This is a genomic window from Gilliamella sp. B2911 (assembly GCF_026536965.1).
In the GTDB taxonomy this organism is placed as follows: domain Bacteria; phylum Pseudomonadota; class Gammaproteobacteria; order Enterobacterales; family Orbaceae; genus Gilliamella; species Gilliamella apicola_E.
On record NZ_JAFNNA010000008.1, the window covers coordinates 13,184 to 30,054 of the forward strand.

Here is a 16,871-nt window from a genome sequence, read left to right on the forward strand (position 1 = left end):
CAGTCAAATTAATAACTCAGTCCTAGTTATTGGAAAAAATAACAAAAATTGACAATTATCATTTAAACATAGCTAGAAGTTTTTTTATTAGTATTATAATTTTTAAGGAATAATAAGGAATAAAACAATGAGCTCTACAGTTAGTCATTATCAGTTGTCACAAAAATTTAATCCGCTTTTAACCATTATCTTTACTTTAATAGGTATTTTTGTCGCAATTGCTTTGGGCATTATCTATTCAATCATCTCTTATTATTCGCCGTTTGTCATAATTGATATTGGTTTAGTCGTTGTAATGGGATTGACGTTAGCCTATCTTGCTTCATTTCTTGCAAAAGCAGCAAAAGTAAGAAATACCATGGTTAATTTTTTTATGGCATTCTTTATCTGTTTATTTGCTTACTACTCAAGTGTATGTGGATTTGAAGTAGGCCTTTTTTCGGGTGATTTTACAGATTATATTGAACTGTTTTTTTCACCATTCACTGTCGTTGACATCATGTTTGATGAAATTCTTCCATACCGTGAAATATCCATCACCAGAAAATCGAATACAAGTCACATTTCTGGTTTAATGTTGGGTGTTGTTTATTTAATTGAATTACTTGTTTTCTTCTATCCATTAATCGTTTCATTTCATATTGACGATTATTATTGTGAAGATTGCCAAGCATGGTACAAAAAATATCAATTCTTTTCATTAAGTAATGAAAGCCTAGAAACTAAACTTTCTGCCAATTTAACTGGTAGTTATGCCGATGTATTATCGCAAACAACTTTTTATACTGATACAAAAGGAATAGTTAACCAAGTCGATCAATCAGCAGGAAATATCGATGTATTAGAATATCAATATTGCCAATGCCCAAAATGTCGTCAGAAAAGCATTCTTACCATAGAGAAGAAATTATTGAAAAAAGACAAAAAAGAGTATGAATTAAAAGGTGTTAGTGATGGATTTATAGTCCAAGATGCCTATATCGATAACAAAACCGATGCATTATTTGAAAAAGAAATATAAATTGGTAAAAAAGATAAATGAATAAGAAAGATAAAAGGGACTGATGTCCCTTTTTTAATGGTGATTTTTAGGATAGTGTCGATTTTTAATTGATTTAAAGTACCAATATAACGCAGCATAAGCGATCCCCGTCGATAACAAATCAGCAGTTGGTGATGCTGCCCATACACCATCTAAATCAAAGAATAATGGAAGAATATAAAGTGTTGGTAACAAGATTAAAATTTGTCTTGAAAGGCTCAACAAAATAGAAATTTTTGCCATACCAATACATTGGAAGAAACTGGTAGTTACCATTTGGAACCCAACAAACGCAAAAGAAAATGTAGTATAACGTAGTGCAATTGCAGATATTTCTATTAAATCAACATCAGAGCTAAATGCTCTAACCAGCACATCAGGAATAAAACAACCTAATATAAAACCAACGCTAGTAATGACGGTGGCAATTTTAACCGCATAAATAAACGTTTCCTTAACCCGAGCATAATTTTTGGAACCGTAGTTATAACCAATAATCGGTTGCATACCTTGGTTTACGCCAATAACAATCATAATAATCAGTGTAATTAATCGGTTAGCGTTAGAATAGCCGGCAATTGCATCATCACTTGAAACATGTGATATTGGTGCATAATGGGTTAACTGCCAGTTGATAAATACCACAACAACCGACGCAGCCACCTGCATAGCAAACGGTGACATACCAATCGATAAAATAGATTTAACATAAGTAAAATCGAGCTTAAAGTTGCGACGATATAATTTAATATTGCTGTTTTTGCTGATAAAGTGTTGCATTACAAACAAAAAACTAATAAACATCGATAGCGTAGTTGCAAACGCTGCACCACGCATTCCCCAACCTAAAGCAATAATGAAAATTGGTGCAAGAATAATATTAGCAATCACACTGATAAACATCGTTACCATGGCTTTGAAAGGATAACCACTGGCGCGCATCATGTTGTTGTAATTAAATGTTAGTGTGATAAAAATACTACCCGGTAAAAATACCTCTAAAAATTCCCGTGCATAAATATGATTAGTGGGGCTTGAACCGATAAAGTGTAAAACCGGATCAATAAAATAAAGTAATAATGCTAAAGTAATACCGCTAAGCACGGCAGTTAACATAAACGATGTGCCTGCTACTCTTTCGGCTTTATCAATCTCGCCTCGACCCAAAAATATCGAAATACGGCTTGCCGAACCAATACCGACCAACATACCAATGCCGGCAGCAAGATTCATCACAGGCAAAATAATACCAACGCCACTTAACGCTTCGCGACCGATCCAATGACCAATAAAAATTCCATCAATAATATTGTAAAGCGTATTTACTGTTGTCCCAATAATTGATGGTAGCGCATATTGCCAAAATATTAGGCTAATTTTTTTATGTTTAAAATCATCATAAATATCGCGTGAGTTTGTCATTTTTATTCACATTGAAAAAAAGTTAAAGTTGCTAAGAATTTTAGAATATACGTAAAAGTATAAAATTGACTTGAATAATCATAACTAGTTTAACAGAGATAAAAATTGATGATAGCACTTTTTTAGTGCTTTGATAAAATAGTCGATTATCAAATCGTCTAGCGTAATAGGAATTTTCATGAGTGTACAAATAGAAAACGTTGTTTTACATAAATTAATAAGAAAAAGCGATACGGAAATCGAATTACAACTTCGTGACTCACTACTGAACAATGAACAAGCGGTAACCAACTTGATTGAAGATATAAACCGCGTTTATAACAACAAAAGTAAAGCTTATGGACTATTTAATAGTGAAAGCCTTTTTGAACAGTCGCTTAAAGAATTACGTTTAGGGAATCAAGACTTCCTTAATTTTAGTCAAGAATCTACCAAACAATTACGTAATGAACTGGCCAAATATCCATTTGCTGAAGGTGGCACCGTTATTTTTTGCCATTATCGATATCTAGCTGTTGAGTACCTTATTATTGCTGTATTAAATAGCTGTTTAAGTATGTTAGTCAACGAACAACTCAATATATCAGAAACCCAGTATTTAGATATTGACCATGCCGATATCATTGCTCGTATAGATATAACCGAATGGGAAACGGCTCCTGACTCAAAACGTTACCTAACTTTCCTAAAAGGACGAGTAGGGCGTAAGGTTTCTGACTTCTTTATGGATTATTTAGGTGCGAGTGAAGGATTAGATGCTAAAGCGCAAAATAAAACACTTGTTAAAGCGGTTGATGACTATTGTCAAGAAATGCAATTTGACAACAAGAATAATGCCCGTGAAAATGTTTATAATTATTGCCAAGCGCAATTACAAGCAGGTGAAGAAATTGAACTGAAAAATCTTGCTAACGAATTGCCAGCGACTGACGAGAATAATTTTATGGAATTTGTCAAAAATAGTGAATATGATCTGGAGGACACTTTCCCCGTTGATCGTAGTGCACTACGCCAACTTAAAAAATTCTCTGGTAGCGGTGGTGGATTAACCTTAAGCTTTGATTCTGATCTATTAGGCGAACGAATCAAATGGGACCCGCAAACTGACTCACTTGTGATTAAAGGTGTTCCACCTAATTTACGTGACCAACTTCAACGAAACAGTGGCTCAAACTAGGAAAAAATTATGAAATATATTGGTGCTCATGTGAGTGCTTCTGGTGGTGTCGATAATGCTCCAATTAATGCTTATCAAATTGGTGCAACGGCTTTTGCTTTATTTACTAAAAATCAACGCCAGTGGCATGCAAAACCGCTTGAATCAGCAGTGATTGATAGTTTCAAAAAACGCTGTGAACGATATGGATTTACTAGTAAACAAATCCTACCGCATGATAGTTACCTTATCAATTTAGGTAGCCCTGATAGTGAGCAACTCGATAAATCCCGAACAGCTTTTTTAGACGAAATGCAACGCTGTGAACAGCTAGGGTTAACTTTACTCAACTTTCATCCTGGTAGTCACCTACAAAAAATTTCGGTGGATGAGTGTTTGGCGCGTATTTCCGAATCGATAAATATCACTTTAGATAAAACTAAAAATGTTGTCGCAGTGATAGAAAACACCGCAGGGCAAGGGTCTAATCTTGGTTATAAATTTGAACATCTTGCACAAATCATCGATAAAATAGAAGATAAAAGTCGTGTTGGTGTCTGTATTGATACCTGTCATGCGTTTGCTGCCGGTTATGACTTACGTACTGAAAAAGCCTGTAAAGAGACCTTTGACGAATTTGAAAAAATTGTTGGCTTTAAATACTTACGAGGTATGCACTTAAACGATGCTAAAAGTGAATTGGCAAGCCATGTTGATCGTCATGATAGCTTAGGCAAAGGAACCATCGGCGAAACGGCATTTAAATTTATTATGCAAGACTCGCGAATCGATGAAATTCCTCTCATCCTCGAAACTGTCGATCCGGATCTTTGGAAACAAGAAATAGCGTGGTTAAAAGAGCAGGAAAAATGAAAATAATGAAAATAATAAAAATAAAGTTATTAATATTATTATTACTGAGTTGTTTTGTAAATGCTAACGAGGAAATACAAAATCATTCAGATAACACTATAAAAGACTTAGATATTTTTATTGTTGAGAAAAAAGATAACCCCATTTTCTATTTTACTTCAGTATCAGAAAAAATTAATTTTAACTCATATGATGAAAATGGAAATACTCGAATCGTTCCACACTTAATTCCAGATGAAATAGGTAATTATAAGAAAGATAGCTATAAATTAACAAAAATCTATCGACAACGTTTTTTGAAAGAAGCTGGAATATCTGAAGACGATAATTTCTATCTTTATGATTACGAACATAATCGACTATTTACTTACCCTATTCGCAAATTAGAAGCTTTTGCAATCATAAATATTTATAGTATCGGTAAAGCACCACATCATGATGAGAAGAGTTATCAATTTGGTTTTAAACTGAACCTTAAGCAATTACCCAACTTAAATCCTAAAAATACATTTGTTTATATCGGTAAGGAAAGTCCGTTTGCTATGCAACAACTAACGCGAATAGACTGGCAAAAAATTGACAATCAAGATTTTCCAAACGTCTCGAATAATAACGATACTTCTGTTCAAAATAGCATTACTCAAAGCTATTTAGCTCAATTAAATGAATTAAATTACTATCTTCAAGATGAAATAATTAAGCATGACAACTTTACTGGGACCTATCATAGGAAATTGGTAATAGCTGATAATGAAAAAAACATTTTTACTTATTTTGAATATTTCCATACTGAAAGTTCAAGGATTGGAAGTCTAACTGAGAAAGATTTTAATGAAATGAATAAAGACAAATGGACTGGCAAATTGTTTAAAAATCAACCTTTAGTGGCATTTGGATTTGAATCAATGATATTTCCGTATTCATATATTTATTATATTGATCCAATATATAAATTTAGACGTTTAGATATAAAATCTGATTATCGACAGGAAGATCATAGATCAAGATAAAATTCAGATTAATTTTGTGGATATGTACTTAAGGAGTAGGTAAACAATGAAAAAAATACTAATTGTATCTATTATTTCTTTAATAAGCTTTGGTGCTTATTCTCAAACATCAGTGCATCCAAAAACAGTGAATCATTCACCATCAACTGAAAAAGTAAATCTTCATCAACTAACGTTTATTGATTATATAAAAGATAAAAAGCGATTTGCATTCGTTTCTGTGACAGAAGATTTACTTGCTCATGGCGATAAATCAATTGAGGCTTTCTTTTTGATACCAGATGAAGAACGAACTCACTCAGATCCTGTCAATGCACAATATTCAAAACCCTATTATTCAATTGACGGCAGATACCACGACATTTTTCTTGGCAAAATAGGTTTACCAAATTCGTCAATATTTATTTATGACAAAGCCACTAAGCAATCAGTATCATTTGATATTAAAGATCTCAAAATATCAGCAGTGATTAAACCGAATCAAAACCAAGGTCCATATTTCGAATCAGATTATTTATATGGTTTTGAAATTGATGCTGATAAAGTTAACAACTTCGAACAACCCTTAGTCTACATTGGTGAACAAAACCCATTTATTCAATAACGAAGTTAAATTAATAAGCATGCTGGTCAATTAGTTTTTTCTTCAATTGAGGTAATTAAATCGATGATTTCAGGAAGAATATCCAAAATCAAAGCTAACTGTTGCATGACCAGCAAATCATTATCTTTATCATCATCGGACACAATCTCAAGATGATCATCCACCATTTTCTTTAAAGGAAGATATTCAGAGTCGATCTTCTTATTGCTCAAAATGGTAATAATATAAAGCGAAACATCATCAAATAGTTCAAGCGTGTGGGGCGAGATGTTTTTATCACGATGCGCCCCTAATGTTGACAAGTAACTGATAAATGTATGATTAAGTGTTAATAATCGGAAACCTTGTTCAATCAGATCGGGTTTTACATGAGGCTCTTTGGTCATTAAGCTGATAAGTGAAGATAAATCGGCGTTACTATCATGTGCAGCTCGCCGTGCAACACGGTATTTAGGATCATTGGTTTTACCTGATACGTATTGACTACCAATTAGCGCCAAATAGTGACTATCATCATGGCAGACTCGATCAAGTAATTTAGGTAAGTTTCTAAACTTCCAATCAGGCCAGATAAAACTGACCGCAAACCATGCAATAAAGCATCCAATTAACGTTGCTATAATACGTGATATTGCCACCGAAATACTACTTTCACCGATCAAGCTAAAACTAAAAAATACTAATAAAGTAATGAAAGCAGTCGCATAGGCATATTGCGAATTCTTAAATAGAAAAAATAACCAGCCGGTCAAAATAATCAATACTAATTGTGCTTCAATACTTGGAAATAAATAGGTTAACGGAATCCCGATGATGATCCCTAAAATTGTCCCGATTACTCGCAATTTTAAGCGGTATTTAGTGGTGGAATAGTTAGGTTGGCAAACAAATAAACTGGTTAAAATAATCCAATAGCCATGTGAAAGATGAGAGAAGAAAATCACCATATAACCCACAAAAAGCACTAGACTCATACGAATAGCATGACGAAATAATGATGATTTCAAAGTTAAATTTTGCTTAATTCGTGAAAATATATCATGAAAGCGAGTTAGTTCCTCATCAATCAACTGATTATCTTCTTGTATTTTAGATAGGTGTTGCTCGGTATCAATATTGGCCAATAATAAATCGATGGCTTGCAAATTTTGATAGAGATTTTGCAACGATTTAATAAATAACATATTGGCATTAGGATGCTGTTGATATTGTATGATTGCCTCTTCTAAATAAGCAAAATAACGAGCAAACAGCGGATCATGGTGATAAGTTTGATTTAATTTAATCGATACCGCTAATTTGGCACAAGCTTTAGCTTGTAAATTCAAAATTCTTGCAAAACGAAATAACAGATCGCTATGCTTAAAGTGTTCACTGAGTGCTTGATAATCACCATGAGAGGAGCTTGCTCGTTCGTGAATATCTTGGGCCACAAAATAATAACTAAGCATCTTTCTAATATAAGATTGTCCACGAAAGCCTTTTAAACGATTAAATAGCGAACGCTTGGTATCATTAAACGCATTAATCACTTGAGTGTTGCATTCTGTTAATTCAAGCGTTTGTCGTCTAAAGCCATCAGTTTCATCAGGATCAAACATCGCTGCTTTGGCATCAAGATAAAGTGATAATTTCAAGAAGCAATTTGCTAATGTCTGCTGAGTTGTACGAATCGGTTGTACTATAGATTCAATTAATGAAACAATGTTATACCAGAGTGCACCCAATAGTAGAAAGCAAGGCAGAGTATAGTTATCATCAAACAGATTGTGGCCCAGCATGGTATACGCAGCAATCAATAACGAACCAAAAGCAATCACGCCATATCGTTGTCCAAGCGTACCAAGCATAATAAACATAAACGTCGAGCTAACTAATCCAACAATGAATAACAAAGGAAAATTAAACAACAACTCGACCGAAAACGTTGCAATCGCAAAACAAACTAACGTAAGTAAAATATTAATACAGCGACTGAGCAACCGGGTATCAATCTCTGTCAGGCCTGCGGCAACCACGCCTAAAGTGAGTGGAATCACCAACGAAACTGAACCAAAATACCAAGGCACGAGCGTAGAGCCAGTCAAACTAACCAGCATACGAATACTAAATAGCAAATTACTGCTATAAAAAACTTTACGCAAAGATAAGATAAAAGAATGCACGTTATTTAGTGTTTGAAATGAGTTAACATCATAATGCAAAGCATACTATATAATTAGCGAAAGTAAATTTATTAATATCAAATCAGACTTAAAAGTAATGAAAGATATACTTTTTAAGCAAAAAAAGTTGAGGAACGGGGTTTTTGAGGCCTAAAAATTCGCCTTTTAACAATGTTAATTATAACTTTTACTCAATTTTCACCCGCATGTTAATAATTTTTTTTTATTATTAATTCATTTAATAACACGCTATATTATGCGTTCAAAAATTTTATAGGATTAAATCATGAAGCGTTTATTTAAAATTGCCTCGGTAGCGATGTTGTTAAGTTGTGCTTGGACAATTCAAGCCAAAGTGCCTGAATCGATTAAAATTGGGTCGGATACATCCTACGCGCCGTTTGATTTTATTGATAAAAATGGTGAAATCAGTGGCTTTAATATCGAAATCACCAAAGCACTTTGTGAAAAAGCCAAGATCAAGTGTGAGTTTCAGACTACTGATTTTGATGCGTTAATTCCCTCTTTATTGTCACGCAAAATCGACATGATATCCTCTTCATTGATGATGACGGAAAAACGTAAAAAACAGATAGCTTTTTCCGACGAAATTTTTATTACTAATTCTCGCTTAATCGCAAAAAAAGGCTCTGATTTGTTACCAACCATTGAGTCATTAAAAGGTAAGCGGGTTGGCGTTGAGCAGGGGACTTCTCAAGAGCATTTTGCTAATGATAAGTGGCGCCCAAATGGTGTAGTGATTGTGCCATATCAAAATCAGTTACAAGTGTTTTCGGATTTAGCAGCGGGGCGTTTAGATGCGGCATTGCAAGATGAGGTTACTGGTAGCTACGCCTTTTTAAAACAGCCTCAAGGTAAAGACTTTGCGTTCGCTGGTGATGTGCTTAGTGATAAAGGCTATTTTGATGTTGGTGTTGGGCTAGGATTCCGTAAAAAGGATGATGAGCTTCGTGAAGCGTTTAATCAGGCACTTGTTGAAATTTTAAATGATGGCACCTATAAGAAAATCAATGATAAGTATTTTGATTTTAGCGTTTATGGCAATAAAAAATAAATTATATGCAAGGCTATAGTTCATTAATATTACAAGGTGCACTAGTTACAATTGAATTAGCGATTTGTTCGCTAATTCTTGCCATAATGATGGGGGTAGTTTGTGCTCTTGGCAAATTATCTCAAAAGCCTATTTTGCAACTACTTTGTCAGGCTTATACCTCATTAATTCGTGGTGTGCCTGATTTAGTTTTGATGATGCTGATCTTTTTCGGTTTGCAATTTTTGTTAAACAGCATTACTGATTTTTTTGAAGCTGATATGATCGAAATCAATCCTTTTGTGGCAGGTATTATAACCTTAGGATTTATCTACGGTGCTTATTTTACCGAAACCTTCCGCGGTGCTTTTCAATCGGTTCCCAAAACATTAATTGATGCTGCTACTGCATTAGGCTTAAATAAGCGTCAAGTTTTTATCTATGTGCGATTCCCATTGATGATGCGTTATGCTCTTCCCGGAGTTGCTAATAATTGGTTAGTCATTTTAAAAGCCACGGCACTTGTATCATTATTAGGATTGTTCGATCTAGTAAAAGCAACCAAAACCGCTGGCGAGGCAACCTATCAACCGCTATTTTTTGCCTTACTAGCCGGAGCGTTTTATCTATTTTTTACTTCTATATCTAATGTTGTTTTATGGTGGCTTGAGAAACATTATTCCGCCGGTGTCACTAAAGCAAAATTATAATCGAGCCATATTATGTTAGAAATCATTCAAGATTATTGGAAAGCTCTATTATGGTCGGATGGCTACCATATTACAGGTCTGGCAATGACGCTTTGGATCTTGATTCTGTCCGTATCATTAGGTGGGATTTTAGCGTTAGTGTTAGCGGTGGGGCGAAATGCTAACCATATCTACATTAAATGGCCGATTTGTTTGTTTACTTATGTTTTTCGTGGGACGCCACTTTATGTGCAGTTATTGATTATTTATACCGGCATATATACATTGAGTTTTGTTAGCGAACATAAGTATTTAAGTGACTTTTTCCAAAGTGGATTAAATTGTACTATTTTAGCTTTTACACTCAATACTTGCGCGTACACTACTGAGGTTTTTGCTGGTGCGATTCGTAATGTACCAAGTGGTGAAATTCAGGCCGCTACCGCACTTGGTTTTAATCGCTGGCAATTGTATCGCTATATTATTTTACCAAGAGCTTTTCGAATTGCATTGCCTGCTTATAGCAATGAAGTGATTTTTATGTTGCACTCAACCGCATTAGCTTTTACGGTGACGGTTCAAGATGTGATGAAGATTGCCCGTGATATTTATGCTGAAACCTATCAACCTTTTCATGCCTTTGGGATTGCAGCGGTGATCTATTTGTGTGTGAGTTTTGTTCTGATTTTTGGCTTTAAACAACTTGAAAAACATTGCTTAGCTTACATGCGGGTTAATGAAAAAGTGATATAAAAAAGTCAATCAAATAGAATTTTACCAAATAAAAAAACAGGCAACGTTTTGCATTGCCTGTTTTTAGAATCAACCAATTTAATTGATGATTAAATCATCAGCAGGCACTCCGTCACCATGACTATCACCACCATCTTTGGCGCCAGGCAGTGCTCGGGTGCGGTCAATTGGTAAAAAGTTACCGTTTGAAGTTTCGATCTGGCACTCACTCCAAAAAATAGAATATTTGGTGTTAGCGTGCATACTTTCACCTCGGAAATAACATTTTGCAGCGCTGTATAAATCATTTCGACAAATGAGTGCTATTAGTAACCAAACACAAACTACGGCAATCGAAATCCATTTTAAATTGTGCCACAAAAAAGACCAAAATCCTTGCTTACGAATACGACAGTAAGCGAAGACTAATAATATAACGCCAACAAATCCTAAAAATTCATATACCCAAAATAACCACATATTGTTATCTCCTAAGCAACAATTATTGGATATTTTATACTAACTTTAAGATTACATCCATGAACCATTACGAATAATACCAACCGCGATACCTTCAATGGCAAAATTTTGTTGCTCTAAATCAACATCGATTGGCGCAAATTCAGGATTTTCCGCTAGAAGTTTTACATGCCTTCCTTTTTGCGATAATCGTTTTACGGTGACTTCGTCATCAATGCGCGCAACAACCACTTGGCCGTTTTTTACATCTTGAGTTTTGTGAACGGCAAGTAAATCACCATCTAAAATACCAATATCCTTCATTGACATGCCTTGAACTCTTAATAAAAAGTCAGCTTGTGGTTTGAATAATGCTGGTGACATTTGATAATGGCTTTCGATATGTTCTTGTGCCAAAATTGGTGAGCCAGCAGCTACTTTACCAATTAAAGGGATGCCTTCAAAATCGGATGCGTCATCAGGTTGTTCAAGTAATAAACGAATTCCACGAGATGAGCCAGCTATCATCTCAATCGCCCCTTTTTTAGCTAATGCTTTTAAATGTTCTTCAGCTGCATTGGCGGATCGAAATCCTAATTTTTGGGCAATTTCCGCTCGAGTCGGTGGCATACCGGTTGTTTGAATGTTTTCTTTAATTAAATCATAAATTTGTTGTTGGCGTTCGGTTAATGGTCTCATGGTTTATTCCTGTTTTTATATACAGATACATGTGATTATATACAGCTATACGAACAAAACAACTGTTTTATCTAATTTTTTTGATATTGGACATTAAAAAATACACAAAAAGTATTATTTTTGATCTAAATCACAAAATATGGCGGCATTTTTTCATCAAAATGCGTTATTGATGATATTCTGACAGAGATGATTTAAATGTTTTATGTGGGACCTTTTGCGGGCAATTATTAAAATTATTTTAGGGATAGATGCGATATATTCTGTTGCCCAGTTGTATGATATAATCCCTTAATATAGTCATTTTAGTTGGAATTTGATTTATGTCTTATATTGTTGCTCTTAGTGGAGGCATTGCAAGTGGTAAAAGTACCATTGCCCATCTATTTGCTCAATTAGGCGTTCCAATTATTGATGCTGACATTATTGCTCGCCAAGTGGTTGAAGTAGGTACGCCTGCTTTGGAGCAAATTACTAAACATTTTAGCCAAGAAATCTTGTTAGAAAATGGTGAATTAGACCGCGGTCAATTAAGAGAGATCATTTTTAACAATGATCATGAACGGTTATGGTTAAATAATTTATTGCACCCGATTATTGCACAAGAGACGCAAAAACAGTTTGCTCAGCAAACCAACCCTTATGTGATATGGGTGGTGCCTTTATTAATTGAGAACAATTTACACCAGCTGGCTGATCGCGTTTTAATGATTGATATTCCAGAAGCGTTACAATTAGAACGCCTGATTAATCGAGATAGAATTAGTGAGTCATTGGCAAAAAAAATGATTGCAACACAGGTTTGTTTGACCGATCGTTTAGCCTTTGCCGATGATATTATTGTGAATGATGGTGATTTAGAGTCACTGAAAATTCAAGTAGATAACTTGCATAAGCAATATCTACATAACTTAAAAGTTAAGAATAGCTATGAATAACATAATTTTCGAACATCCATTAAATGAAAGAATGCGTACTTGGTTACGTATTGAGTTTTTACTTAAACAATTACATTTACATCGCCATTTCTCACAAAATAATGCATTATTGTTTTTTCATGCATTATCAGAGTTATTAGAAATCGTTGAGCGTAATGATGTTAAAGGCGATTTAATTAAAGAGATCGAAGCTCAAAAACAGAAAATACTATCTTGGATTGAACTTGATGGTGTAGATAAAGAGTTACTTGGCGATATGCTTAAAAAATATGATCTTTTTTTAACAAAGTTTAATTCGAGTTTACGCTTAGGACAAGCTTTGAAAGATGACCGTTTTATTACGGCAATTCGTCAGCGTTTGATGATCCCAGGTGGATGTTGTAGTTTTGATTTACCATCATTTCATTTATGGTTAAATCAAACACAAGAAAAACGCAATTCACAAGTTGATGAGTGGTTAAAACATATTGCGGTACTTGATGAGCCTTTGAAAGCTTGTTTACAATTTATTCGACAATTAGGCGAATTTAGTCTTTTCACTTGTACCAACAATTTCTTCCAAGAAACCAATGGTGATGTGAGTTTGATTCGAATTCGTGTTGCTTTGGATAAAAATGTTTATCCTCAAGTATCCGGTCACATGTCTCGTTATAGTATTCGTTTTTTACCCCTTTATGCTGGCGATAATAACAATATTGATGCAATCGAATTTGAACTTGCATGTTGTTAGTCAAATAGAATTTAAGAGCGTTTAAATGAATAAAAATACCATTGTAAAATGTCCTACCTGCCAAAAAGATGTTGAATGGTCTGAAAAAAGTCCATATCGTCCGTTTTGTAGTAAACGTTGCCAATTGATTGATTTAGGTGATTGGGCCACAGAAGAACATCGCATCGCTGATAAAGAACTTTCTGAACAAGATCTTTGGAGTGAAGACGAAATTTCTGATCTGATGAGTAAACATTAATGAAGATTTTAGGCATTGAAACCTCGTGCGATGAGACGGGGATTGCTATTTATGATGACAAGCAAGGTCTTATCGCCAATCAACTCTATTCACAAATCAAATTACATGCTGATTACGGTGGCGTCGTACCTGAGCTCGCTTCGCGCGATCATATTCGTAAGACGGTACCGCTCATTCAAGCTGCATTGAAAGAAGCAAATTTAAAACCCAGTGATATTGACGGCGTGGCTTATACCGCTGGGCCTGGGTTAATTGGTGCATTAATGGTTGGTGCATCTATCGGTCGCTCGCTTGCTTATGCTTGGAATGTGCCTGCGGTTGCGGTGCACCATATGGAAGGCCATTTACTCGCGCCTATGTTAGAAGATAACCCGCCCGAGTTTCCTTTTGTTGCTTTGCTCGTTTCCGGTGGTCATACTCAATTAATTAAAGTTACTGGTGTTGGCGAATATGAGTTACTTGGCGAATCGATTGATGATGCGGCAGGTGAAGCGTTCGACAAAACAGCAAAATTATTAGGATTGGATTATCCTGGTGGCGCTAAATTATCTAAGCTTGCTGAGCAAGGCGATGCGTCACGTTTTCATTTTCCAAGACCGATGACAGATAGACCGGGTTTAGATTTTAGTTTTTCCGGTCTAAAAACGGCTGCAGCAAATACTATTCATCAACAAGGGCAAGACCTCGACGAGCGAAGCAAAGCTGATATTGCTAGAGCATTTGAAGATGCATTAGTCGATACGTTGTTAATTAAATCACGTCGAGCTTTAGATCTCACCGGTTTTAATCGTTTAGTTATCGCTGGTGGTGTTAGCGCCAATAAAACGTTACGCCGTAAATTAGCTCAACTAATGGCTGAGCGAAAAGGGCAGGTATATTATCCGAGATTAGAATTTTGTACAGATAATGGTGCGATGATTGCTTATGCAGGTATGATCCACCTTAAATCCTCACAATTTGCTGATCTGGCAATAGAAGTCAAACCAAGATGGCCATTAAGTGAACTTAATGACAAATAAATTGTTCAAGCTATATTAAAAAGGTTTTTTAATGAAAACATTTATCCCCGGTAAAGATGCAGCACTTGAAGATTCGATTAACTATTTTCAACAACAATTGGAAAAATTTGACTTAGTTGTTAAAGAAGCATCTTGGCTTAATCCTGTACCTAACGTATGGTCGGTACATATTCAAAATACTAAATGTCCACTCTGTTTTGCTAACGGTAAAGGCGCTAGCAAAAAAGCGGCATTAGCTTCTGCTCTTGGTGAGTATTTTGAAAGACTTTCAACCAATTACTTTTTTTCTGATTTTTATTTAGGTGAAAAAGCTGGCAATAGTGAATTTGTTCATTATCCAACTGAAAAATGGTTTACGATACCGAAAGATAATAGCTTACCTAAAGGATTATTATCGCCAAAATTACTCAAGTTTTATGATCCGGATCATGAATTAACTGCTACCGATTTAATTGATTTACAGTCAAGTAATGGTGAACGTGGGATTTGTGCTTTACCGTTTGTACAACAATCCGATGGTCAAACCATCTATGTACCGGTTAACTTAATAGCTAATTTATATGCTTCTAATGGAATGTCAGCAGGCAATACTCCAAACGAAGCACGAGTACAAGGTCTGTCAGAAATATTCGAACGTTACACTAAAAATAGAATTATTACTGAGGCAATCAGTCTGCCAACCATACCTGTCGAAGTACTCAATCGTTATCCAGCAGTATTAGCTGCAATCGACGCTCTAGAAAACGAAGGCTTCCCGATTTACTGCTTTGATGGCTCATTAGGTGGCGAATTCCCCGTTATTTGTGTTGTTTTATTTAATCCTCAAAATGGTACTTGTTATGCCTCTTTCGGTGCGCATCCTAATTTTGGTGTGGCTCTTGAGCGAACCGTTACCGAACTCTTACAAGGACGAAGTCTTAAAGATTTGGATGTGTTTTCACCACCAAGTTTTGATAATGATGATGTTGCCGATTTAAGCAACTTAGAAACGCATTTTATCGATTCAAGTGGCTTAATCTCGTGGGATCTGTTTAATGAAAAATCGGATTATGAATTTGTGGATTGGGATTTTTCAGGATCGACAGAGCAAGAATTTGCCAATTTAATGGCAATTTTTAATCGTCATCAAATTGAAGTCCTGATCATGGATTACCAACATCTTGGGGTTTATGCTTGCCGTATTTTAGCTGTCGGCATGTCAGAAATCTATCCGCCTGAAGATCTATTGATCGCAAACAATAATATGGCGATCCATTTACGCGAATTGATCTTATCGCTTCCTCATCAAAAGCGAACAGCAAAAGAGTTGCTGGCAATTATTGAACAGTTCGATGATGAAGGTTTAGATGATTTTGCTCGTGTTCGTGAACTGCTTGGCATTGCAACAGGTAAAGATAATGCATGGCTGACTTTACGAATTGGTGAATTAAAAGCTATGCTGGCATTAGCCGCTGGTGATTTACCACAAGCAAAATTGTGGATCGATTGGACGGTTGAAATGAACGAATCCATCTTTACGTCTGAACGTAACCATGCTTATCGTTGTTTGCAAACCTTAGTGAATTTTATTATTGAACGAGGCGAAAACCAATTTAGTGATTACCAAAATGCATTCAATAAAATGTATGGAAAAACTTGCGTTGACGAAATGTGGCAATATGCAACAGGCAAAAAACAGTTTTTTGGCCTCGCTGATTTGATTAGCAATGAGCATAATCATCCAATGGATCAATTTGTGATGCATCAAAAACTTTTAGAGGTCTACAACAAATTAAAGCAGACCATGTAAAATTGCTGTTTTTTAAGATAAATCATTATTTAAAGAGAAAGTATTCATCATCAGTGATAAACCTAAACCGTCTTTGCTGATGATTTTATGTACATTTGAATTTGATATTTAGTGATAAAAGGACTATATTTGAGACTTATGTCACAAAATTCAAGTTTTATGCTTACTAAACTTAAAAAATTCACTTAGCATAAAATGAATCCTTAAACGGGTTGTTCTATAATAATATATTATAGTTTTATATGATAAAGC

17 protein-coding genes are annotated in these 16,871 nt (G+C 35.1%); 13 read left to right on the forward strand and 4 right to left on the reverse strand.

The window, feature by feature from the left end; genetic code table 11:
- Positions 1-127 precede the first annotated feature (127 nt).
- On the forward strand, positions 128-1,021 hold the full coding sequence (locus J3U27_RS07765; protein ID WP_267377199.1) for a hypothetical protein: 894 nt from the start codon (positions 128-130) through the stop codon (positions 1,019-1,021).
- A 54-nt stretch (positions 1,022-1,075) separates the two neighbouring features.
- On the opposite strand, the gene J3U27_RS07770 is transcribed toward J3U27_RS07765, so the two are convergent.
- Positions 1,076-2,464 (reverse strand): MATE family efflux transporter, encoded by a 1,389-nt coding sequence (locus tag J3U27_RS07770; protein ID WP_267377201.1) that lies wholly within the window; start codon positions 2,462-2,464, stop codon positions 1,076-1,078.
- Positions 2,465-2,642: 178 nt separating this feature from the next.
- Here J3U27_RS07770 and yejK point away from each other — a divergent pair, with 178 nt between their 5' ends.
- Genes yejK through J3U27_RS07790 form a run of 4 tightly spaced genes read left to right on the forward strand, consistent with a single transcriptional unit; the run spans position 2,643 to position 6,107 of the window.
- Positions 2,643-3,641 carry a nucleoid-associated protein YejK gene (gene yejK / locus J3U27_RS07775; protein WP_065734527.1) on the forward strand — a complete coding sequence of 333 codons (999 nt, stop codon included), beginning with the start codon at positions 2,643-2,645 and terminating at the stop codon, positions 3,639-3,641.
- Between the two features lie 9 nt (positions 3,642-3,650).
- The gene (gene nfo, locus J3U27_RS07780) at positions 3,651-4,493 is read left to right on the forward strand and encodes a deoxyribonuclease IV (protein WP_065561737.1); all 843 of its coding nucleotides are present in this window, start codon (positions 3,651-3,653) and stop codon (positions 4,491-4,493) included.
- The gene (locus tag J3U27_RS07785; RefSeq protein ID WP_267377202.1) at positions 4,490-5,503 is read left to right on the forward strand and encodes a hypothetical protein; all 1,014 of its coding nucleotides are present in this window, start codon (positions 4,490-4,492) and stop codon (positions 5,501-5,503) included. The genes nfo and J3U27_RS07785 overlap by 4 nt, the downstream gene beginning before the upstream one ends.
- A 46-nt stretch (positions 5,504-5,549) precedes the next feature.
- A complete protein-coding gene (locus tag J3U27_RS07790; RefSeq protein WP_267377203.1) occupies positions 5,550-6,107 on the forward strand; it encodes a hypothetical protein in 558 nt (185 codons plus the stop codon).
- A 26-nt stretch (positions 6,108-6,133) separates the two neighbouring features.
- On the opposite strand, the gene yccS is transcribed toward J3U27_RS07790, so the two are convergent.
- The gene (yccS, locus tag J3U27_RS07795) at positions 6,134-8,224 is read right to left on the reverse strand and encodes a YccS family putative transporter (RefSeq protein WP_267356921.1); all 2,091 of its coding nucleotides are present in this window, start codon (positions 8,222-8,224) and stop codon (positions 6,134-6,136) included.
- A 334-nt stretch (positions 8,225-8,558) separates the two neighbouring features.
- Here yccS and J3U27_RS07800 point away from each other — a divergent pair, with 334 nt between their 5' ends.
- From J3U27_RS07800 to hisM, 3 genes are read left to right on the forward strand one after another with little or no spacing between them, the layout of a single operon-like run.
- Positions 8,559-9,347 (forward strand): lysine/arginine/ornithine ABC transporter substrate-binding protein, encoded by a 789-nt coding sequence (locus J3U27_RS07800; RefSeq protein WP_065561733.1) that lies wholly within the window; start codon positions 8,559-8,561, stop codon positions 9,345-9,347.
- A gap of 5 nt (positions 9,348-9,352) precedes the next feature.
- A complete protein-coding gene (locus J3U27_RS07805; protein WP_065734523.1) occupies positions 9,353-10,036 on the forward strand; it encodes an ABC transporter permease in 684 nt (227 codons plus the stop codon).
- A 12-nt stretch (positions 10,037-10,048) separates the two neighbouring features.
- Complete coding sequence (gene hisM, locus J3U27_RS07810) at positions 10,049-10,768, forward strand: histidine ABC transporter permease HisM (RefSeq protein WP_267377204.1); 720 nt, start codon at positions 10,049-10,051, stop codon at positions 10,766-10,768.
- A gap of 78 nt (positions 10,769-10,846) precedes the next feature.
- On the opposite strand, the gene J3U27_RS07815 is transcribed toward hisM, so the two are convergent.
- Entirely contained in the window at positions 10,847-11,227 is a 381-nt protein-coding gene (locus J3U27_RS07815) for a hypothetical protein (RefSeq protein WP_065734521.1), read from the reverse strand.
- A 51-nt stretch (positions 11,228-11,278) separates the two neighbouring features.
- Positions 11,279-11,905: a transcriptional repressor LexA gene (gene lexA, locus J3U27_RS07820; protein ID WP_065734520.1), complete on the reverse strand. Its 627-nt coding sequence runs from the start codon at positions 11,903-11,905 to the stop codon at positions 11,279-11,281.
- Between the two features lie 323 nt (positions 11,906-12,228).
- Between lexA and coaE the strand changes: the two genes are divergently transcribed.
- Genes coaE through ycaO form a run of 5 tightly spaced genes read left to right on the forward strand, consistent with a single transcriptional unit; the run spans position 12,229 to position 16,619 of the window.
- Positions 12,229-12,843 carry a dephospho-CoA kinase gene (gene coaE, locus J3U27_RS07825; RefSeq protein WP_267377205.1) on the forward strand — a complete coding sequence of 205 codons (615 nt, stop codon included), beginning with the start codon at positions 12,229-12,231 and terminating at the stop codon, positions 12,841-12,843.
- Positions 12,836-13,573, forward strand: coding sequence for a cell division protein ZapD (zapD, locus tag J3U27_RS07830; RefSeq protein ID WP_065734518.1), 738 nt, complete (start codon positions 12,836-12,838; stop codon positions 13,571-13,573). The genes coaE and zapD overlap by 8 nt, the downstream gene beginning before the upstream one ends.
- A 25-nt stretch (positions 13,574-13,598) precedes the next feature.
- Positions 13,599-13,811, forward strand: a complete 213-nt coding sequence (gene yacG, locus J3U27_RS07835) for a DNA gyrase inhibitor YacG (protein WP_065734517.1) — start codon at positions 13,599-13,601, stop codon at positions 13,809-13,811.
- The gene (gene tsaD / locus J3U27_RS07840) at positions 13,811-14,830 is read left to right on the forward strand and encodes a tRNA (adenosine(37)-N6)-threonylcarbamoyltransferase complex transferase subunit TsaD (RefSeq protein ID WP_267377206.1); all 1,020 of its coding nucleotides are present in this window, start codon (positions 13,811-13,813) and stop codon (positions 14,828-14,830) included. The genes yacG and tsaD overlap by 1 nt, the downstream gene beginning before the upstream one ends.
- A gap of 31 nt (positions 14,831-14,861) precedes the next feature.
- Positions 14,862-16,619: a 30S ribosomal protein S12 methylthiotransferase accessory factor YcaO gene (ycaO, locus tag J3U27_RS07845; protein ID WP_267377207.1), complete on the forward strand. Its 1,758-nt coding sequence runs from the start codon at positions 14,862-14,864 to the stop codon at positions 16,617-16,619.
- The last annotated feature ends 252 nt before the right edge of the window (positions 16,620-16,871 follow it).